Annotated in this window: 21 protein-coding genes; 15 read left to right on the top strand and 6 right to left on the bottom strand. The window is 63.1% G+C overall.

Going from position 1 to position 19,106, the window contains the following annotated elements; translation table 11 throughout:
• Positions 1–6 precede the first annotated feature (6 nt).
• Positions 7–534, top strand: coding sequence for a cupin domain-containing protein (locus FXB38_RS14815; protein WP_148751592.1), 528 nt, complete (start codon positions 7–9; stop codon positions 532–534).
• A gap of 119 nt (positions 535–653) precedes the next feature.
• Here FXB38_RS14815 and FXB38_RS14820 read toward each other — a convergent pair whose 3' ends face one another.
• Complete coding sequence (locus FXB38_RS14820; RefSeq protein WP_148751593.1) at positions 654–1,178, bottom strand: Dps family protein; 525 nt, start codon at positions 1,176–1,178, stop codon at positions 654–656.
• Between the two features lie 103 nt (positions 1,179–1,281).
• Here FXB38_RS14820 and FXB38_RS14825 point away from each other — a divergent pair, with 103 nt between their 5' ends.
• The gene (locus FXB38_RS14825) at positions 1,282–1,983 is read left to right on the top strand and encodes a class I SAM-dependent methyltransferase (RefSeq protein WP_148751594.1); all 702 of its coding nucleotides are present in this window, start codon (positions 1,282–1,284) and stop codon (positions 1,981–1,983) included.
• 273 nt (positions 1,984–2,256) lie between these two features.
• On the opposite strand, the gene FXB38_RS14830 is transcribed toward FXB38_RS14825, so the two are convergent.
• Entirely contained in the window at positions 2,257–2,628 is a 372-nt protein-coding gene (locus tag FXB38_RS14830; RefSeq protein WP_148751595.1) for an ArsR/SmtB family transcription factor, read from the bottom strand.
• Between the two features lie 113 nt (positions 2,629–2,741).
• Between FXB38_RS14830 and FXB38_RS14835 the strand changes: the two genes are divergently transcribed.
• From FXB38_RS14835 to greA, 3 genes are all read left to right on the top strand, one after another.
• The gene (locus tag FXB38_RS14835; RefSeq protein WP_148751596.1) at positions 2,742–3,911 is read left to right on the top strand and encodes an MFS transporter; all 1,170 of its coding nucleotides are present in this window, start codon (positions 2,742–2,744) and stop codon (positions 3,909–3,911) included.
• Between the two features lie 143 nt (positions 3,912–4,054).
• On the top strand, positions 4,055–7,519 hold the full coding sequence (carB, locus tag FXB38_RS14840; protein ID WP_148751597.1) for a carbamoyl-phosphate synthase large subunit: 3,465 nt from the start codon (positions 4,055–4,057) through the stop codon (positions 7,517–7,519).
• 211 nt (positions 7,520–7,730) lie between these two features.
• Complete coding sequence (gene greA, locus FXB38_RS14845; protein ID WP_027534300.1) at positions 7,731–8,204, top strand: transcription elongation factor GreA; 474 nt, start codon at positions 7,731–7,733, stop codon at positions 8,202–8,204.
• A gap of 125 nt (positions 8,205–8,329) precedes the next feature.
• Here greA and FXB38_RS14850 read toward each other — a convergent pair whose 3' ends face one another.
• Positions 8,330–8,809 (bottom strand): Lrp/AsnC family transcriptional regulator, encoded by a 480-nt coding sequence (locus tag FXB38_RS14850; protein WP_148751598.1) that lies wholly within the window; start codon positions 8,807–8,809, stop codon positions 8,330–8,332.
• Positions 8,810–9,076: 267 nt separating this feature from the next.
• On the opposite strand from FXB38_RS14850, the gene trxB reads away from it, so the two are divergent.
• The 5 genes from trxB (at position 9,077) to FXB38_RS14870 (ending at position 12,879) form a co-directional block, all read left to right on the top strand.
• Complete coding sequence (trxB, locus tag FXB38_RS14855) at positions 9,077–10,042, top strand: thioredoxin-disulfide reductase (RefSeq protein WP_148751599.1); 966 nt, start codon at positions 9,077–9,079, stop codon at positions 10,040–10,042.
• 5 nt (positions 10,043–10,047) lie between these two features.
• On the top strand, positions 10,048–10,971 hold the full coding sequence (locus tag FXB38_RS14860) for a LysR family transcriptional regulator (RefSeq protein WP_007614700.1): 924 nt from the start codon (positions 10,048–10,050) through the stop codon (positions 10,969–10,971).
• Between the two features lie 447 nt (positions 10,972–11,418).
• Positions 11,419–12,327, top strand: coding sequence for a 4-hydroxy-tetrahydrodipicolinate synthase family protein (locus FXB38_RS14865; protein WP_148751600.1), 909 nt, complete (start codon positions 11,419–11,421; stop codon positions 12,325–12,327).
• Between the two features lie 126 nt (positions 12,328–12,453).
• On the top strand, positions 12,454–12,600 hold the full coding sequence (locus FXB38_RS42735) for a hypothetical protein (RefSeq protein ID WP_187434883.1): 147 nt from the start codon (positions 12,454–12,456) through the stop codon (positions 12,598–12,600).
• A gap of 132 nt (positions 12,601–12,732) precedes the next feature.
• Complete coding sequence (locus tag FXB38_RS14870) at positions 12,733–12,879, top strand: hypothetical protein (protein WP_187434884.1); 147 nt, start codon at positions 12,733–12,735, stop codon at positions 12,877–12,879.
• A gap of 75 nt (positions 12,880–12,954) precedes the next feature.
• On the opposite strand, the gene FXB38_RS14875 is transcribed toward FXB38_RS14870, so the two are convergent.
• On the bottom strand, positions 12,955–13,632 hold the full coding sequence (locus FXB38_RS14875) for a ParA family protein (RefSeq protein WP_148751612.1): 678 nt from the start codon (positions 13,630–13,632) through the stop codon (positions 12,955–12,957).
• Between the two features lie 346 nt (positions 13,633–13,978).
• Positions 13,979–14,320 carry a hypothetical protein gene (locus FXB38_RS14880; protein WP_148751602.1) on the bottom strand — a complete coding sequence of 114 codons (342 nt, stop codon included), beginning with the start codon at positions 14,318–14,320 and terminating at the stop codon, positions 13,979–13,981.
• Positions 14,321–14,766: 446 nt separating this feature from the next.
• Between FXB38_RS14880 and FXB38_RS14890 the strand changes: the two genes are divergently transcribed.
• The 4 genes from FXB38_RS14890 to FXB38_RS14905 all read left to right on the top strand — a co-directional run bounded on the left by FXB38_RS14890 (position 14,767) and on the right by FXB38_RS14905 (position 17,135).
• Complete coding sequence (locus FXB38_RS14890) at positions 14,767–15,711, top strand: AEC family transporter (protein ID WP_148751604.1); 945 nt, start codon at positions 14,767–14,769, stop codon at positions 15,709–15,711.
• Positions 15,712–15,912: 201 nt separating this feature from the next.
• Entirely contained in the window at positions 15,913–16,380 is a 468-nt protein-coding gene (locus FXB38_RS14895; RefSeq protein WP_148751605.1) for a mobile mystery protein A, read from the top strand.
• On the top strand, positions 16,377–16,979 hold the full coding sequence (locus tag FXB38_RS14900; RefSeq protein WP_148751606.1) for a mobile mystery protein B: 603 nt from the start codon (positions 16,377–16,379) through the stop codon (positions 16,977–16,979). Before FXB38_RS14895 ends, FXB38_RS14900 begins: the two co-directional genes overlap by 4 nt.
• 12 nt (positions 16,980–16,991) lie before the next feature.
• Positions 16,992–17,135, top strand: a complete 144-nt coding sequence (locus tag FXB38_RS14905; RefSeq protein ID WP_246229904.1) for a hypothetical protein — start codon at positions 16,992–16,994, stop codon at positions 17,133–17,135.
• A gap of 345 nt (positions 17,136–17,480) precedes the next feature.
• Here the strand turns inward: FXB38_RS14905 and FXB38_RS14910 are convergent, their stop codons facing one another.
• Complete coding sequence (locus FXB38_RS14910; protein ID WP_148751607.1) at positions 17,481–17,960, bottom strand: Lrp/AsnC family transcriptional regulator; 480 nt, start codon at positions 17,958–17,960, stop codon at positions 17,481–17,483.
• A 100-nt stretch (positions 17,961–18,060) separates the two neighbouring features.
• Here FXB38_RS14910 and FXB38_RS14915 point away from each other — a divergent pair, with 100 nt between their 5' ends.
• Complete coding sequence (locus tag FXB38_RS14915; RefSeq protein ID WP_148751608.1) at positions 18,061–18,969, top strand: EamA family transporter; 909 nt, start codon at positions 18,061–18,063, stop codon at positions 18,967–18,969.
• Positions 18,970–19,106: the final 137 nt, after the last annotated feature.

A 19,106-nucleotide genomic window follows, 5' to 3' on the forward strand; every position in this document is an offset into this window, starting at 1 on the left:
CCTGCCATGTCCGTCGTCCGCGACTCTGCCGAACCGCTCGCCATCGTGTTCGAGGATGACGGGCTGGTGCCGAACAACATCCTTCCCTTCCTGGTCTACCAGGGCGCGGTGACGCTCGATCCGAAGCGCCCCGAGAAGACCATCGAAAACCTGTTCGAAACCAACGATTGGGGCGGCACGTGGCGCAACGGCGTCTACGATTACCTGCACTACCACGCGACGGTGCATGAGGTGCTCGGTGTCGCGCGCGGCCATGCCCGCGTTCGCTTCGGTGGCGATCACGGCCAGGAGCTCGATATCAAGGCCGGCGATGTCGCGATCCTGCCGGCCGGCACCGGACATCAGTGCATCAACGCGAGCGGTGATTTCTGCGTGATCGGCGCCTATCCGCCCGGATCGAAGATGGAGATCACGCGGGCCACGCCGGAGAATCACACCAAGGCGCTGAAGACGATTCCGAAGGTCGCGCTGCCACCGGCCGATCCGGTGACGGGCAAGCACGGCGCATTGATGCGGCTGTGGAGCCAACCGTAAGGGCGGTGCTGTAGGTTGGGCAAAGCGGAGCGTGCCCACCAATCAATGTATGCCGTACGGATAGATGGTGGGCACGGCGCGCAAAAGCGCGCCTTTGCCCACCCTACGATAGTGTGCTCCTACGCCTCGTTGCCGCCTTCCTGGCGGGTGGCTTCGAACAGGAACCAGGTGCGGCGCTCGGTCTCGTCGATGAAGACTTCGAGGATGCTGGCGCTGGCGACGTCGCCAGCGTCGTCGCAGACCTCGTGCGCTTTGCGCATCGAAGCCGCGACATGCTTGTTGTCCTGCATCAGCTCGCGCAGCATTTCGCGTGGCGGGACGTAGTCCTCGTTGTTGTCCTTGATGGTCTGTAGCTTTGCGATCTGGCCGATCGACTTCACCGTGGTGCCGCCGATCTTACGAACGCGCTCGGCGAGCTGGTCCGTGGTGGCAAAAATCTGGTCCGACTGCTCGTCGAGCAGCAGATGATAGTCGCGGAAGTGCCGGCCACTGATGTGCCAGTGAAAATTCTTGGTCTTGAGGTACAGCGCGAACGCATCGGCCAGAAGCACGTTGAGCGCCTCCGAGACCTTGTTGACCGCCTGGGGCGACAGATCGGTGGGGGTGTCGAGGTCGGGAGAAACCTTGCTGGGGACTTTGCTCACGGGAAACCTTCCTGTTAGGACGCGGACATTGACGGCACGCCGTCGCACCCCTAACGCAAGGCGAGTAGCGCGGTTCCTGGACAGGAACCGCTGGGCGGGACACATGGACGATTGGATCGATTATTACGACTCGACGCATACGATCTATGTCAGCAAGCTGCATCGCGATTTGCACTTCCAGATCATCGCGCGGGACATCATCGGCTACATCACCTCGCCCGAGGCGACCGTGCTGGACTATGCCTGCGGCGAGGCGCTGTCGGCGAGCCAGGTGGCGGCTGCCTGCGGCCAGCTGATCCTGGCCGAACCCGCGCCCGGCGTGCGCGGCCGATTGATCGCGCGGTTTGCGCCGAACACCAAGATCCGCGTCCGCTCGCTCGACGACGTCCGCAAGATGCCGGACCAGTCCATCGACCTCGTCGTGATGAACTCGGTCGCGCAATACATGACGGCCGAGGAGCTCGATGCCGCGCTCCTCAATGTCAGGCGCATCCTGAAACCGTCCGGCAAGCTGGTGCTCGGCGATATCCTCCAGCCGCATGTCGGCATGGGGCGAGACGTGGCGGCGCTGCTGTCCTTCGGTCTGCGTCACGGCTTCCTCAAGGACGCGCTGGTCGGGTTGGTCAGCACCGCGCTGTCAGATTACCGTCATCTGCGCGCGCGCGTCGGGCTCAAGCGCTACAGCGAGGACGAGATCGCGGCCAGGCTGAAGGCGGCGGGCTTCGCCAGCCAACGTGCCAGCGCCAATATCGGCCACAACCGCTGGCGCATGACGTTTATCGCGCGGCCGCCTTTGGTGCGTTAAGCTTCCCGGGTGCGTTAAGCATAACGATCACCTGAGGTGGCTTGTCGTAACTCGATCGGCAATGATCGCCGTGGCCCGGTGGCGGAAGCGTCTACGCGAGAGCAGTGCATCGCTCTTCATCCTGGTTCAAATCCAGGCCGGGCCTCCAGCCCTCGCTGGCTCCGCCAGCTTGGGCTCGGCAAGCCCTATCGCGGCGAAGGCTGCCGCGGAGAAGCCCGAAGGGCGAAGCCGGACATGGCGCGACGGACAAATCGCGCGCTTCCGCCCAAAACCTCAATCCGCCTTGACCTCGTCGCACTCTGCGACAAGCTGAGGCCTGTCCGCGTCCTTCGCCGCCGAGTTGAGTACGGCGTCGAGCAGGCCGGGAAAGCGTGCCTCGAGATCCTCGCGACGCAGCCGTACGAAGCGGTTCGTGCCCGCCACGCGCGTCCGCATCAGCCCGCAATCGCGCAGCTTTGCGAAGTGATAGGTGAGGTTCGACTTGCCGGAGAGGCCGTTGAAGTCGCCGCAGCAAAGCTCGCTGCTGACAGCTTCCTGCTGGGCGAGCTGATACACGATCGCCAACCGGATCGGATCGCTCAGACAATCCAGAACCAGGGGCAGCTCGATCTGCTCGCGGGTGGGGTGGGGAGGCGTGCGGCTCATGGTCCGGGAATCATAGCGATACTGGCGGAATGTTCAATAGTTCTTGAACCAATTGACTCTCACACCGTCATCTTCGATTGTTCAATAAACATTGAACATAAGGATTGTTTGCAATGAGCGTGTTCTGGTTGGCCCTGGGGGCTTTTGCGATCGGCACTGAAGGCTTTGTCATTGCTGGGCTTTTGCCGTCGATCGCCAGCGACCTCTCGATTTCGGTTTCTGCCGCCGGCCAACTGGTCACCGCCTACGCGCTCACCTATGCCGTGGGGTCGCCGATCCTGACGGTGACGCTGAACAATATCGACCGCCGCACCGTGCTGGCGCTCGCGCTCTCGACCTTCATCGCTGGCAACCTCGCGGCGATGGTGGCATCCAACTACGGCTTACTGCTGGCCTCGCGCATGCTGATGGCGTTGGGCTCAGGACTTTGCATGCCGACGGCGCTCGCCGTCTCGGTCGCCGTCGCCTCGCCGGAACGGCGCGGTCGCGCTGTTGCGCTGGTCACCTCCGGCCTCACGGTCGCGACCGTCATCGGCGTGCCCCTCGGCAATCTCGTCGGCAGCCTGCTCGGCTGGCGCGCGACCTTCGCCATGGTCGCAATGATCGGCGCTGTTGCGCTCGCCGGCCTCCTGTTCGGCCTGCCTCGCGGCCTGCCGCGCAACACGGCCTCGCTTAGCGAAAGGCTCGCGGTGGCACGTCACAGCAATGTATTGATCGCGCTTGTGATCACGATTTTATGGGCGCTGGGCGGCTTCACCGTGTTCACCTATTTCGCGGTCCCGCTGCGCGGCCTCGGCTTCGACGCTTCGCAGATCAGCCTGGCACTGCTGGTGTTCGGCGGCGCGGCTGCGATCGGCAACATGCTCGGCGGCATCCTGGCCGACCGGCTCGGCACGCTCGCGACCGCAGCCCTCGGTCTCGCCGGCATGGCGAGCGCGCTGATCCTGCATTCGCTGGTCCTGAAACTGATGCCCGGACAGGCGCATTACGCGGTGCTGGGCGCGATCTTCCTCTGGGGTCTTTCGGGCTGGGCGTTCTATCCGGCCCAGATCGCCAGCATCATCCGGGTCGAGCCGCAGGCCTCGATGATCGCACTCTCGCTCAACGCTTCCGCCATGTATCTGGGCTTCGCCATCGGCGGGGCCCTGGGCGGCGCTGTGCTGGCCACCCTCTCGCCAAACGACCTCGGCTGGATCGGCGGCACGAGCGTTGCGGCCTCGCTTCTGGTGCATCTCGCCCGTGGCTGGCAGGCGCGGCCGAAACCCGTCAAAATTGCCGGTTGATGGGGCGTTTTTCGGGGTTTCGCCGCCCCGAAAACTGGTCTAAGACCCACCCGCGCGCGAGGGAAGACCCCGCGCTCTCGCACAAGGGGACGCGCGGCAAGCGCGCCCTTTTTTTGTGCCCGAATTCCAGCCCGCGAGCGGTGATGCCTAAACGAACCGACATCTCGACCATCCTGATCATCGGCGCCGGTCCCATCGTGATCGGCCAGGCCTGTGAGTTCGATTATTCGGGCACGCAGGCGGTGAAGACGCTGAAGGAAGAGGGCTATCGCATCGTTCTCGTCAATTCCAATCCGGCCACGATCATGACCGATCCGGAATTGGCGGATGCGACCTATATCGAGCCGATCACGCCCGAGATCGTCGCAAAAATCATCGAGAAGGAACGTCACGTCATCCCCGGTGGCTTCGCGTTGCTGCCGACCATGGGCGGGCAGACCGCGCTGAACTGCGCGCTGTCGCTGCGCCGGCAGGGCACGCTGGACAAGTTCGACATCGAGATGATCGGCGCGACCGCTGATGCCATCGACAAGGCGGAGGACCGCCAGCTGTTCCGCGAAGCCATGACCAAGATCGGGCTGGAGACGCCGAAATCGCGCCTCGCCAATGCGTCCGAGCTGAAGAAGTCGTTCCGCGACAAGTACCACGCCGAACGCGAGAAGCTGTCGGGCGCGGCACTCGAAGAGCTCGACCGCCAATGGACGCTCGGCGAAGGCGATCGCCGCAAGCGTTACCAGGAATACGCCTTCGGCCAGGCCATGATGGCGCTGTCCGAGATCGGCCTGCCGGCGATCATCCGTCCCTCCTTCACCATGGGCGGCACCGGCGGCGGCATCGCCTACAACAAGGAAGAGTTCCTCGACATCATCGAGCGCGGCCTTGACGCGTCCCCCACCAACGAAGTCCTGATCGAGGAATCCGTCCTCGGCTGGAAAGAGTTCGAGATGGAGGTGGTGCGCGACAAGAAGGACAATTGCATCATCGTCTGCTCGATCGAGAATTTCGATCCGATGGGCGTGCACACCGGCGACTCCATCACGGTCGCTCCGGCGCTGACGCTGACGGACAAGGAATACCAGATCATGCGCGACGCCTCGCTGGCGGTGCTGCGCGAGATCGGCGTCGAGACCGGCGGCTCCAACGTGCAGTTCGGCGTCAATCCCGAGGACGGACGCATGGTCGTGATCGAGATGAATCCGCGCGTATCGCGATCGTCGGCGCTGGCCTCCAAGGCCACCGGCTTCCCGATCGCCAAAGTCGCGGCCAAACTCGCGATCGGCTACACGCTCGACGAAATCGCCAACGACATCACCGGCGGCGCGACGCCGGCTTCGTTCGAGCCGACGATCGATTACGTGGTGACCAAGATCCCGCGTTTCGCCTTCGAGAAATTCCCTGGCGCCTCCTCCACGCTGACGACTTCGATGAAGTCGGTTGGCGAGGTCATGGCGATCGGCCGCACCTTCCAGGAGAGCCTGCAGAAGGCGCTGCGCGGGCTCGAGACCGGGTTGACCGGCCTCGACGAGATCGAGATCGAAGGTCTCGGTCGTGACGACGACAAGAATGCGATCCGCGCCGCGCTCGGCACGCCGACGCCGAACCGCATTCTCCAGGTCGCGCAGGCCATGCGGCTCGGCTGGTCGAACGAGGACATCTTCAACTCCTGCAAGATCGATCCGTGGTTCCTCGGCGAGATGCGCGGCATCGTCGATATGGAGCAGAAGGTCAGGAAGCACGGCCTGCCCGGCAATGCCTTCGGCATGCGTACGCTCAAGGCGATGGGCTTTTCAGACGCGCGTCTTGCGGTGCTCGCCGAGACGACGGAGGCCGAGCTCACGGCGAAGCGTCACGCACTCGGAGTCCGTCCGGTCTACAAGCGCATCGACACGTGCGCGGCCGAATTCGCCTCGCCCACCGCCTACATGTACTCGACCTACGAGTCGCCGTTTGCAGGCAGCGTTGCCGACGAGAGCACCCCATCGGACAAGAAGAAGGTCATCATTCTCGGCGGCGGCCCGAACCGCATCGGCCAGGGCATCGAGTTCGACTATTGCTGCTGTCACGCCTGCTTCGCGCTGCATGACGCCGGCTACGAATCCATCATGGTCAACTGCAACCCGGAAACGGTGTCGACCGACTACGACACCGCCGACCGGCTCTACTTCGAGCCGCTAACCGCCGAGGACGTGCTGGAGATCATCGCGAAGGAGCGCAGCAACGGCACGCTGCACGGCGTGATCGTGCAGTTCGGCGGCCAGACCCCGCTCAAGCTCGCGCGGGCACTGGAAGCCGCCGAAGTGCCGATCCTCGGCACTTCGCCCGACGCCATCGACCTCGCCGAAGACCGCGATCGCTTCAAGCGCGTGCTCGACAAGCTGCGGCTGAAGCAGCCGAAGAACGGCATCGCCTATTCGGTCGAGCAGGCCCGCCTCGTCGCGACCGATCTCGGCCTGCCGCTGGTGGTGCGCCCGTCCTATGTGCTCGGCGGCCGCGCGATGCAGATCATCCGCGAGGACAACCAGCTCAGCGACTACCTGCTCGGCACGCTGCCGGAGCTTGTGCCGGCCGACGTCAAGGCGCGCTATCCGAACGACAAGACCGGGCAGATCAACACCGTGCTCGGCAAGAACCCGCTGCTGTTCGACCGTTATCTGTCCGATGCCACCGAAATCGACGTCGACTGCCTCTGCGACGGCAAAGACACCTTCATCGTCGGCATCATGGAGCATATCGAGGAAGCCGGCATCCATTCCGGCGATAGTGCCTGCTCGCTGCCGCCGCACTCGCTCGACGCCAGGATGATCGAGGAGCTGGAGCGGCAGACCCGCGAACTCGCGCTTGGCCTCGACGTCATCGGCCTGATGAACGTGCAATACGCCATCAAGGACAGCGAGATCTACGTGCTCGAAGTCAATCCGCGCGCTTCGCGCACGGTGCCGTTCGTCGCCAAGGTGGTCGGCACGCCGGTCGCGAAGATCGCCGCGCGCATCATGGCCGGCGAGAAGCTCGCCGACTTCAAGCTGAAGAAGGCCGACTTCAAGCATGTCGGCGTGAAGGAATCGGTATTTCCGTTCGCCCGCTTCCCCGGCGTCGACACCGTGCTCGGTCCGGAGATGCGCTCGACCGGCGAGGTCATGGGCATCGACCGCTCCTTCGCGGTGGCATTCGCCAAGAGCCAGCTCGGCGGCGGCACGCGGGTGCCGCGCAAGGGCACGGTGTTCGTCTCGGTGCGCGAGAGCGACAAGACGCGCATCGCCGATGCCGTTCGCGAATTGCATTCGCTCGGCTTCAAGGTGCTGGCGACCTCGGGCACGGCACGCTTCCTGACCGATGAGGGCATCCCGACCGAAAAGGTGAACAAGGTGCTGGAGGGGCGGCCGCACATCGTCGACGCCATCACCAATGGCGATGTCCAGCTCGTCTTCAACACCACCGAGGGCCCGCAGGCGCTCGCCGACAGCCGATCGCTGCGGCGCGCGGCCCTCTTGCATAAAGTGCCGTATTACACCACTCTTTCCGGGGCCGTGGCGGCTGCGCAGGGCATCCGCGCCTACCTTGGCGGAGACCTTGAGGTTCGTACCCTGCAGAGCTACTTTTCGGAAACCTGATCGCGAGCGAGAGGGCCAAGCCTCTCGCTAAGTGATTGGCGATGAAGCCACAATGGCCGGGGGAACTGTCCGGCCATGTGGTTGTTCTGTTCCGGCGCCAGACCCACATAACGTTCCGGCGGCGGCGTTTTCAGCCCCGGAAATACCGACGAATCAAGGTTGCCGCGCCCACCGTTCTTGTGGGGCGCGGGTCCGAAGAACGAGAGAAGAGATGGAAAAGGTTCCGATGACTGCGGGCGGCTTTGCCGCGCTCGGGGAAGAATTGAAGAAGCGCCAGTCCGAGGACCGTCCGCGCATCATCGAGCATATCGCGGAAGCGCGCTCGCATGGCGACCTGTCGGAGAACGCGGAATATCATGCCGCGAAGGAAGAGCAGTCCCACAATGAGGGCCGCATCGCCGAACTCGAGGACAAGCTCGCTCGCGCCGACATCATCGACATCTCGAAGCTGTCCGGCGACACCATCAAGTTCGGCGCCACCGTGACGCTGGTCGACGAGGACACCGAGAAGAAGGCGGTGTGGCAGATCGTCGGCGAGGTCGAGGCCGACGCCAAGAAGGGCCGCATCTCCATCACCTCGCCGCTGGCGCGCGCGCTGATCGGCAAGAAGAAGGGTTCAACCGTCGAGGTCAACGCCCCCGGCGGCGCCAAGGCGTACGAGATCACCAAGGTGGAGTGGCGGTAAGGATCTGCCGTTGCGCGCACTGACGTTTCGAAAAGGTCGCGCGATTTGCGCGGCCTTTTTGTTTCGTCGTGTTGCTGCTGTGAGGCAGGCTCGCCCGCTCCACACGCGTCGTTGCGGAGGAGGCGCTACCGTCTTCCCTTCACGTCCAGCGGCACGGCCGCCTCGTATTTCGAATTATGCAGCACCAGCGACGTCCGCACGTTGCGAACATGGGGCGCGGCTGTCAGGTGCGTCACGAAATCCTGGAAGGTCGCCATGTCCGGAGCCACGCATTTCAGGATGAAATCGACCTCGCCCGACAGCATCCAGCACTCCCGCACCAGCGGCTCGGCGCGCACGAATTCCTCGAAAGCGCGCAAATCGGCTTCCGCCTGGCTGGAGAGGTGCACGGCGGCAAACACCGTGACGTCGAAGCCGAGCTTTTGTGCATCCAGCAGCCCGCGGTAGCCGTGGATATAGCCCTCCTCCTCCAGCGCCCGGACCCGGCGCAGGCAGGGCGGGGGCGAAATGCCGACCCGTTTGGCGAGCTCGACATTGGTGATTCGACCGTCGGCCTGGATCTCGGCGAGAATTTTGAGGTCGATCTCGTCTAGGTTCCGCGACACGTGATTGGAACTCCTGGCCTTTATGGCGGTATCGGGTGGGTCTGATGCCCATCCTCATAGCCCAGCCCCGCCCGTTTGCGCAATTTTATTGCGCGTTCACCCAACCGACTTTTGTTCCTTGTTGGAAAAATCCGCCGATTGGGAATGCAATTCTTGCATAGCTCATCAGAAGGCTTAGATTAGCTCTGATATTTCAGCGCCTCCGCGAGGCCTCCCGGCACGTTCCGCGCCCGCGCTGCAATCCCCCGGTGAAAGGCGTCCGTGAATATGTCCGCCCCTGTCCATGCAAAGGTCGTCATCATTGGCTCCGGCCCCGCCGGCTACACCGCGGCGATCTACGCCGCGCGCGCGATGCTCGAGCCGATCCTGATCCAGGGCATCCAGCCGGGCGGCCAGCTCACCATCACCACCGATGTCGAGAACTATCCGGGCTTCGCCGATGTGATCCAGGGCCCCTGGCTGATGGAACAGATGGAGAAGCAGGCAGTCCATGTCGGCACCAGGATCGTCACCGACCTCGTCACCAAACTGGAGACCGGGCAGCGGCCGTTTCGCCTGACCTGCGACTCGGGCGACGTCTATTTCGCCGAATCCGTGATCCTCGCCACCGGCGCGCAAGCGCGCTGGCTCGGGCTGCCCTCCGAGGCGAAATTCCAGGGCGGCGGTGTGTCGGCCTGCGCCACCTGCGACGGCTTCTTCTACCGCAACAAGGACGTTGTGGTGGTCGGCGGCGGCAATACCGCGGTCGAGGAGGCCCTATACCTGACCAACCATGCCTCGCAGGTCACCATCGTGCACCGCCGCGATCACTTCCGCGCCGAGCGCATCCTGCAGGAGCGCCTGTTCAAGCACCCGAAGATCAAGGTGATCTGGGACTCCGCCGTCGACGAGATCTGCGGCACCGAGAACCCGTACAAGGTCACCCATGTGCGCCTGAAGAACGTCAAGACCGGCGCGCTTTCGGACGTGAAGACCGACGGCGTCTTCATCGCCATCGGTCACGCGCCGGCGACGGAGCTCGTGAAAGGCCAGATCAAGCTGAAACCGTCAGGCTATGTCGAGGTGGCCCCGAACTCGACCGCGACCTCTGTGCCCGGCCTGTTCGCCGCCGGCGACGTCGCTGACGAAACCTATCGCCAGGCCGTGACGGCCGCCGGCCTCGGCTGCATGGCAGCTCTCGAGGCCGAACGTTTCTTGGCCCTGCGCGCCAGCGAGCGCGCGGCAGCGGAATAACGATCATGGCTCGAACACGCGACGGATTTACGGACATGGACTGGGACAAGCTGAAGGTGTTTCACGCGGCGGCGGAAGCGGGCAGCTTCACGCATGCGGGCGAGCAGCTCGGCCTGTCGCAATCGGCGGTGTCACGCCAGGTCTCGGCGCTGGAGCAGGAGCTCTCGGTCTCGCTGTTCCACCGCCACGCCCGCGGCCTGATCCTGACCGAGCAGGGCGACCTCCTGTTCCGCACCGCGCATGACGTGTTCATGCAGCTGCAGGCGGCGCGCGCGAAACTGACCGACAGCCGCGAGCGGCCGAGCGGCGATCTCAAGATCACCACCACCCCCGGCGTCGGCATCAACTGGCTGATCCCGCGGCTCGGCGAATTCACCGCGCTCTATCCGGAGATCCGGATCTCGCTGATCGTCACCGACGAGGAGCTGGATCTGTCGATGCGCGAGGCCGACGTCGCGATCCGCACCCGCAAGCCGACGCAGCCGGATCTCATCCAGCGCAAGCTTTTCGCGATGGGCTTCCACGCCTATTGCTCGCCGGATTACATCAAGCGCTTCGGCACGCCGCGGACGCTGGAGGAGCTCGACTCCCATCGCATCATCACGCTGTCAGACGGCAACTTCGCGCCGCATCTGCAGAACCGCAACTGGCTGGTCGAAGCCGGGCGCAACGGCTCGGGTCCGCGCGAGGCCTATTTCAGGGTCAACAACATCCTCGGCCTGGTGCGCGCCTGTCAGCAGGGCCTCGGTATCGCGGCGCTGCCGGATTACCTGATCGAAGAACAGAGCCGCCTCGTACAGCTGTTCGGCGAATCGGATTCGATCCAGCTCGATACGTATTTCGTCTATCCGGAAGAGCTGAAGACGGTCGCGCGCGTGCAGGTGTTCCGCGACTTCGTGGTGAGCAAGGCGCAGCGCTGGCCGTCCTGATTTCCGCATGTCTGACATGCGGCCCCGGCTGTTGCTGCATACCGCTCGTCGAGCCCATACTGCCTAGACGCTGAGCCTTCGCGTTGCGCATTTGTCCCCCTCCTCCAGTGGCGCGGGAGTTCAGTAATCCCTCTTGGAAGGTGATTGTGTCGGCCTCACGTGGCCAATACCTAAGCCGGGCCTTCGGGTCCGGCTTTTTTTCTGCCCAATTCGGCTTTCGCCTTCCGCGTGTATTGACAGTTTTAGGCATACCCCGCATCATTTCCAAATGATCACGAAGTCGTGCGCAATCGTCTCGAAAAAAGGCCCCCATTCGGGGACCTCGGATTTTTGCGCGCGCTAGGCTGACTTCGTCATCGCGAGCCAAATCCCGAAAACCCCGCCGCCTGGACGGGGTTTTTTCATGTGCCCTCCGTCTCAGGTTTTTCCCGAGAAGGAGATAAGAACATGACCGATTTGCGAACCCATATGCATGGACTCTGGCTGCCGCTGGTGACGCCGTTTCGGAACAGTCGCCTCGACGAGACATCGCTGCGGCGGCTGACGCGACACTACTGCACGCAGGCGATCGATGGCTTCATCCTGGGCGCGACCTCGGGCGAAGGCATGACGCTGCGCGACGCCGAGCTCGAGCGCCTCGTCGCCGTCGTGCGCGACGAGATGGCGGCCGGCCGCCGGACGTTGCCGATTGGCCTTGGCCTTTCGGGCGCGGACACCTCGCGGATGAAGGAGCGGCTCGATGAGACCGCCGACTGGCCGGTCGACTTCTATCTGATCGCGAGCCCCTATTACGTGCGGCCGTCGCAGCGCGGCATCCTCGCGCATTTCGAGGCGCTGGCCGATCACGCCGCCTGGCCGCTCGCGCTCTACAACATTCCGTATCGCTGCGCCGTCGGCATCACCAACCAGACGCTGCTGCGGCTCGCCGAGCATCCCAACATCATCGGGCTGAAGGATTGCGGCGCGAGCCGCGAGCAGTCGATCGCGCTGCTGCGCGACAGGCCGAAGGGCTTTCGCGTGCTGACCGGCGAGGACGCGAACTATTTCGAGGCGCTCAGCGACGGCGCCGATGGCGGCATTTTGCTGTCAGCCCATATCGAGACCGCAACCTTCGCCGCCGTGCATGCCGAGCTGAAGCTTGGCAACGCGGATGCGGCAGAGGCGCGCTGGCAGGAGGTAGCCGAGCTGACGCGGCTGCTCTTCACCGAACCGAGCCCGGCGCCGGCGAAGTACTGGCTGTGGCGAAGCGGCCTGATCGACAGCCCCGAGGTCCGCCTGCCGATGGTGGAGGTGAGCAGCGAGCTCGCCGCCCAACTCGATCGCGAGATCGAGCGGCGGATGAAAGTCGCGGCGTGAGAGAGCACCGCCTGTGGTTAACCGCGCACCAACTCCCTTCGCAGCTGCGGCATGGCGCATCCACGCCTCGTTTACGCAATGCCGCCTATCGTTCCCCCGCAAAGTCTTCAAACAGGGGGAATGACCATGGGGCAACGCGTTCGCCCGACCGCGGCGGAAATCTTCGCGCCTGCCGATCTTTTGCAGGGAATTTTGGTGGTGTCGTCGTTCGGCTTCTGGGCGGTGATGCTCGGCCTGATGCCGGTGCTGCTGTTTCGGGTCTGGCTCGCCTGATCACGAGAGACCGCTTGCATGGTTAAGCCGAGGTCACAAATGCGCTCAAAATGCGAGCGCGGCTGCGAGCCGGAATCTTAAAACATCCTGCGTATCGTTCGGCCCATAAGCGAAGAAATCGCGGGGGCGATCTTGAACAATCAGAATGATGCGGCGTCGCATTACGGCGCCGGACAGCAGGGCTTTTCCACCGAGGACATCATCTGGGCCGTCGGCATCTGGTCGGTGATCCTGACGCTGTCGCCGGTCATCGTGTTCTACATGCTGATGGTGGCTTAGCCTTCATCCTCACCCCACGAACGCAAAACGCGCGGAGCGCCGCGCGTTTGTCGTCCGGGGAAATGATTGATGAAATTATGCCGCCTGCTTATGCATTGCGCCGGACGCCGACGCCGTGCCGCGAATGGCTTTTACTGAACGCTCGATCGCCGCCCACAGCCTTGCAATTTCCTGAGCTGCACGGCTCTCGGCCTGATACTCACGCGCGCCTTCGCCGTGGCTGAGTGCCATCAACAAATCCGAACGATTGGTGATCTGACCGCCCCACACCGGAGCGCGGAACTTGGCCAGCGCCTCGCGGGCGATGGTGACGATCGGGCTTTCGGACTCGTCGCGACGCGCCGGAGCGCCGTTGAGCACGACCGCGTAGGGCTTGCGCGCCGCGCGGCACATCTGGATGGTTTCCTGCACCGCGTTGACGTCGAACACACCGGGACGTGCCGGGATGACCACCATCGTCGCGTTCTTGATCGCGTCGTCGACCACGGCCGAGAGATTCGGCGGCGTGTCGATCAACACCCACTCGTAGCCGTCGCGCTTGGCAGCGGAGACGATGCCGCTGACCGAGTTCACGGCCGCCTTGATCGGCGGCTCGTTGGTGCCACGCAGCTTGTGCCACAGCGTGAGCGAGCCTTGCGGATCCGCGTCCACAAGCATCACCTGCTTGCTCTGCTTGATCTGCGCAGCGAGATGTGCGGCCAGGGTACTCTTGCCCGAGCCGCCTTTACGCGATGCAAAAACAATAACGTTCATACCTCTGGCCTCCAGATTGACCCCAGGCCACGAAAATGAATCACCGCGCTGATTCGTGAAAGAAAAATTTATCGGGAGTGGCGTCGCCGCCACGAAATAACAAGACGTGTTGGCTTTTGAGTCACACTGCTGTGTGCGACGACAGACACGAACCGTCACGAATGGCTGTTCACGCTGGCAACCGCATGTTTTCCAGGCAATCGCTCGGGAAAAACAGGACTACAACTTTGCCGCGCAAATCCTCGCGCGGCTTTTGTTTCATCGCGCGCGGCCGCGATCGCTGCGGGCTCGCGGCACGCCGCGCGAACAAAACGAGTCCGGTGGCTATCGCGAAGCTGGCGCACGCCTAGCCGTCGGCGGTCTTTTTCTTCTTGGCCTTCGGCTTGGTCTTCCTCGCCACGACGGGCTTGATGTTGGTAGGCTGACCGGCGCGGACCTCGCCCGGCTCGGGGCCACGGCGGAAGAACACCGCGCATTGCGGCGACAGCTGGGACTTCTTCCGGATCATGCAGGCGGTGATGGCATCGACGTTCGGGATGAACTCGCCGCACAGGTTCATTGCATCGGGCGTGCAGGCCTGCTGCTGCTCCGGCGTGTAGGCGAAGCCTGTGCCCGGCTGGGCCAGAACGCCGAGCGCGAGAGCGAAGGTTGCAGCAGCCAAGGAAGTCCTGAAGCGAGATTCCGGCATCTATCCCCCCAAAATGTCGAGTCAGGGAGATAGTGGGTGAACGGGCGTTGGTTGGCAACGAGGCGCGAGGCGAAACCCGGGCGCTGTGCGCTCTCGGCAACAGGGAGGCCTCCGGCCATCCTCTCCGCTGTCATCGCCCGGCCTTATGCGCATTGCGCATCAGGACCGGGCGATCCAGTATTCCAGAGACGCCCGACGTTCCCTGAGAGGGCGCGACGTACTGGATCCCCCGCCTTCGCGGGATGACAGTGGTGTGCGGGGCAGCGTCCGAACAAAACCGCAAAACAACCCCATGCACAGTAGCCAGGGCCCTCAGCCATCTCGCGAATTCTCGCTCCTTACGGATTTTACGAATTTCCTTTGACACGTCGGAACACCGGCATGATGGCAGGATCGAGAGCTGCGTGGGGTGGTCGGCCTAATCTCCCCGTGAGGGGGAGGACCGCATGGCCACCGTGTTGATCGTCGCGCCGGTGTTTGCGCTGATCGCGGCCGGCTATGCGTCGGTGCTGTTTCGCTTCGTCTCCGGGGGCGCACACAAGGGCATCTCCGAATTCGCCTTCAGCATCTCGATCCCCGCGCTGCTGTTTCGCACCATCGTCGTCTCGGAATTCCCCGATGTCAGCCCCTGGCGGATGTGGGGCGCCTATTACGGCGCGCTCGCCCTCACCTGGGTCGCGGCGCTGATGATCTCGGCCGTGATGCGCGAGCGGCGCGAGGACCGCGAGGACGGCGTCGTGTTCGCGATCGGCTCGGTCTACGGCAACATCGTGATGCTCGGCATTCCGCTCGTGCTCTCGGCGCTGGGCAACGAAGCCGCCGGCCCGATGTCGCTGATCCTGTCGGTGAACACGCCGCTGCTCTGGCTCTGCGGCATTTTGCAGATGGAGCTTGTCAGCCGCAAGCGCACCGGCTCGGCGCTGGCGGTGATCCGTCCCGTGCTGGCGGATCTCGCGCGCAATCCGCTGATGCTGGGGATCGGCTTCGGCGTCGCCTGGCGCTTCACCGGCCTCGGGCTCAACCCCGTCGTCGACAAGACGATCGAGCTGCTCGCCCAGGCGGGATCGCCGGCCGCGCTGATCGCGCTCGGCATCAACCTGTTCCGGTTCGAGGTAAAGGGCGAAATGCCGAGCGTCGTCGCGATGAGCACGCTCAAGCTGCTGGCGATGCCGGCGATCGCGTTCGTGCTGGCAAAACTGCTGAACCTGCCGCCGGTCGTGACAGGTGTCGTCGTGCTGTTCGCGGCGATGCCGACCGGCGCGAACGCGTATATTTTTGCGGTCCAGTATCAGCGGCTGGTGAATCCGGTCTCGGGCGCGGTGGCGCTGGGGACGCTGCTGGCGGCGGTGACGTTGCCGGTGGTGGTGATGGTGGTGGCGGGGGTGAGGTAGGGCTCGCTGTGCCCGCCCGGCGACCTCGTGCCGGAATCACGAAAATGATCCATTTTAGCGGGTTCGAGAGCACGGTTCTAAACCGTACCCATATATATCCAAAGTTCAGATCCTCTGATATATATAGATATACAAAATCTTATTAAACGGATATATATAAATATCCAACGCAAGTCTCCACGTAGCTCAATGAGTCGACAAATGGGCGTCAAAACTATCGTTCAGCAGCAGTATCGCAACATCGTCGACAGCGCGGCCGCAAGCGCGGCCGGCCTGAAAGCGCCGCCCGAAGGCTGGCTGCGCACGGTCCGCAGCGCGCTCGGCATGTCGGGTGCCGACGTCGCAAAGAAAATGGGCGTCACCCGCGCACGCGTTCCCGCGGCAGAGCGCGCCGAACTCGCAGGCGGCGTCACCCTGAAATCAATGCAGGCGGCAGCCGAGGCGATGGGGTGTCGCTTCGTCTATGCAATCGTTCCGGCATCGGGACATGTCGAGGATATCATCACCGCCCAAGCTCGAAAAAAAGCCATGGCCATCGTTGGCACAGCCAGCACGCACATGGCCCTCGAAAACCAGAAACTGCCGGATGACAAAATTGATCAGGAAGTCGAACGTCTCACCCGTGAGATCGCGCAGGAAATGCCTCCGAATTTCTGGAACGATCAATGATCGGGGATCTCCAGAATCCCGACGCAGCGACGCCGCTCGACCCAAACGAGCTTGACGGGCTGAAGCATAAACACATCACGACGCAAGGCGAGCTCGATCAACTGGAACAGGCCAACATCGGGTCCGGCTTGCGCTGGCTCGGTCGGCAGAGAGCCCACGTTCTGACCGACGACTTCGTCATCACCTTGCACAAGCGCTTGTTCGGCGACGTCTGGAACTGGGCGGGAACGTTCCGAAAGACTGGAAAGAACATCGGCATCGATCCCGTCCACATCCCTGTGGAGCTTCGAACCCTCATGGGTGACGCCCAGTATTGGGCTGACAACAAAACCTACTCGCCTTCCGAAGCTGCCATTCGCTTGCACCATCGCCTCGTCAAAATTCATCCGTTTCCCAATGGCAACGGCAGGCACGCCCGCATCATGGCGGATGCTGTCCTGGACCGCGCCTACAAGGCAAAGCCAATCGATTGGGCAGGCGGCTATGATCTTCAAAAGATGAACGAGCGACGTACCGCTTACATCGCGGCCCTCAAGGCTGCGGACCAGGATGATATTGGTCCTTTGATCAGGTTCGTTGGTCCGCGAGATGATCTCTGAAGCGCGAAGCTATTGGATCTGCCGTCCGCCGGCGTCGTCGTGCTGTTCGCAGCGATGCCGACCGGCGTGAACGTCTACATCTTCGCGGCGCAGTATCAGCGGCTGGTGAACACAGTGTCGGGCGGGTGGCGCTGGGGACGTTGCTGGCGGCGTTGACGTTGCCAGCGCGGTGATGGTGGTGGCGGGGGTGAGTAGCGCCGCGCAGCTTAAGCAGCCCAGTCCACAATCGCGTCAATGAAAGTCCGAGCCTGGCGGATCGCATCCAGCCTCGTGGCGCAGACCCCGACCGACACGGTTCGGCCCTTTCCGACAGTCCACTGCCAACCGGATAAATAGCTCATTCTAGCGATCGAGAAGCTTACGCCGCGATGTTCCACGGAGGACCTCCGCTAACATGTTGCTGTGTCCAAAAGCTTACTCCAAATGCTGAACATGATCCAGCCGAACGCAGGCAGCAGGCCTCATGTCTGGGCGTTTGCAACAACTGTCAGCAGCACGGCATCACAACTTGTCGCCGCGGAGAAGTCGCGGCAAGCGCCTCTTGACCGGGGAAGACTGGATGATCGACGTGTTGGTCATCGCATAGGGGATGACTTGGTCGATCAGTTTCTCCAGGTCGTCGACAGATTGGACATGGGCTCGCGCGATAAAACAGTCCTCGCCGGTAATTCGATCACACTCCACGATCTCCCGCAGTCCGCGCAGGACGTCCGCGACTTTCTGCAGTTGTCCGGGAATAGGCTTGATGCGCAACCAGGCCGCGATTGGCAGGCCCAAGGCCTTTGGATTGATCGTCAGCGTGTAGCCCTCGATCACGCCGACTTCCTCGAGGCGCTTGATCCTTTCGGACACGCTCGGCGACGATAGACCGACTGAACGGGCCAGATCGGCGATGCTCATCCGGGCGTCATCGACCAGGGCATCCAGAATGCGGACATCGGTTGCGTCCAGATCGCCATTTTCATATCGAAGGCGTTTCACGTGATTCACCTTTGATCAATGGAAGATTACCGCAGTCTAGTCTCTCGGATGGCATTTAAGAAGGCTGCCGTGGCTCTCATACTTAGGTGAGAGGAACCGCATGCCGAATCTCGGCCTGACATTCACCAAGGTCGCTCATTCCGCCCCACCACATGCCTGGTTCGGCGTGAGCGCCATATTCCATTACCTGGGCCCGTCCTTTGCCGTCCTGCTTTTCCCGGCAGTCGGCGTCCTTGGCGTCGCCTGGATGCGGATCGCGTCCGCTGCGGTCATCTTTGCGCCGTGGACCAAGCCATGGAGGACGATCAAGCGCGCCGACCCGCGAACGCGATTTATGCTCATCAGCCTTGGCGGCTGTCTCGCGATAATGAACACGTCGTTCTATCTGGCGCTTGATCGACTGCCCATGAGCCTGGTTGCGGCGATGGAGTTTGTTGGGACGATAAGCGTTGCGTTGTACGGACTCCGGACGGCTCGCAATTTTGCGGCGCTAGCGCTCGCGGCGCTCGGCGTGTTTCTGCTGATCGACGTGAAATGGTCAACCGACCCGCTCGGGCTGTTCTGGGCGTTTCTGAACAGCGCACTGTTCGTCGGCTATATCATACTGGGACACAAGATATCCGAGGGCGGCGCGAGCGGCGGCGTTGAGCGGCTCGGAGCGGCGATGGCAATAGCGTTCTTCTTCATCATGCCGATTGGGTTCGTCCAAGCCGCAAAGGCCTTCGCGACGCCCGTGCTTGTCCTCGCGGGTGTCGCCGTGGGTGCCTGCTCATCCGTCATACCCTATGTCTGCGATCAGTTGGCGATGTCCCGCCTGCCGCGGGCGAGTTTCGCCCTGATGCTCGCGCTGCTGCCAGCGACGGCCACCCTGCTCGGCCTCATGGTCCTGGCGCAAATCCCCAGCGGGCAGGACATGATCGGCGTATTGCTCGTCATGTCAGGGGTCGCAATCCACAAGCCCGCGGCGCCGGAAGCGCCTATTCCGAAGTTGGCATCCACGGCGCCGTGAGCTTCTTGTTGCCGATGGCCTAGCGAACGATGGCGCGGGATCGGGGAGTTACGGAGTTGCGGTGCACGAGATTGCGCATTGCGGACAGCGAGCACGCTGTGGGATGGGAAGTTTTATGCACTGAAGATCATCTAGCC

The sequence above is a fragment of the Bradyrhizobium cytisi genome (assembly GCF_008123515.1).
Lineage (GTDB): Bacteria > Pseudomonadota > Alphaproteobacteria > Rhizobiales > Xanthobacteraceae > Bradyrhizobium > Bradyrhizobium cytisi.

Bases quoted from the DNA above. Each gene is read 5' to 3' on its own strand.
- FXB38_RS14835 (WP_148751596.1), top strand. From the start codon at position 2,742: ATGAGCGTGTTCTGGTTGGCCCTGGGGGCTTTTGCGATCGGCACTGAA.
- FXB38_RS14825 (WP_148751594.1), top strand. From the start codon at position 1,282: ATGGACGATTGGATCGATTATTACGACTCGACGCATACGATCTATGTC.
- FXB38_RS14900 (WP_148751606.1), top strand. From the start codon at position 16,377: ATGATCGGGGATCTCCAGAATCCCGACGCAGCGACGCCGCTCGACCCA.
- FXB38_RS14890 (WP_148751604.1), top strand. From the start codon at position 14,767: ATGGCCACCGTGTTGATCGTCGCGCCGGTGTTTGCGCTGATCGCGGCC.
- FXB38_RS14830 (WP_148751595.1), bottom strand. From the start codon at position 2,628: ATGAGCCGCACGCCTCCCCACCCCACCCGCGAGCAGATCGAGCTGCCC.
- carB (WP_148751597.1), top strand. From the start codon at position 4,055: ATGCCTAAACGAACCGACATCTCGACCATCCTGATCATCGGCGCCGGT.
- FXB38_RS14865 (WP_148751600.1), top strand. From the start codon at position 11,419: ATGACCGATTTGCGAACCCATATGCATGGACTCTGGCTGCCGCTGGTG.
- FXB38_RS14860 (WP_007614700.1), top strand. From the start codon at position 10,048: ATGGCTCGAACACGCGACGGATTTACGGACATGGACTGGGACAAGCTG.
- FXB38_RS14875 (WP_148751612.1), bottom strand. From the start codon at position 13,632: ATGAACGTTATTGTTTTTGCATCGCGTAAAGGCGGCTCGGGCAAGAGT.
- greA (WP_027534300.1), top strand. From the start codon at position 7,731: ATGGAAAAGGTTCCGATGACTGCGGGCGGCTTTGCCGCGCTCGGGGAA.
- FXB38_RS42735 (WP_187434883.1), top strand. From the start codon at position 12,454: ATGGGGCAACGCGTTCGCCCGACCGCGGCGGAAATCTTCGCGCCTGCC.
- FXB38_RS14815 (WP_148751592.1), top strand. From the start codon at position 7: ATGTCCGTCGTCCGCGACTCTGCCGAACCGCTCGCCATCGTGTTCGAG.
- FXB38_RS14880 (WP_148751602.1), bottom strand. From the start codon at position 14,320: ATGCCGGAATCTCGCTTCAGGACTTCCTTGGCTGCTGCAACCTTCGCT.
- FXB38_RS14895 (WP_148751605.1), top strand. From the start codon at position 15,913: ATGGGCGTCAAAACTATCGTTCAGCAGCAGTATCGCAACATCGTCGAC.
- FXB38_RS14915 (WP_148751608.1), top strand. From the start codon at position 18,061: ATGCCGAATCTCGGCCTGACATTCACCAAGGTCGCTCATTCCGCCCCA.
- trxB (WP_148751599.1), top strand. From the start codon at position 9,077: ATGTCCGCCCCTGTCCATGCAAAGGTCGTCATCATTGGCTCCGGCCCC.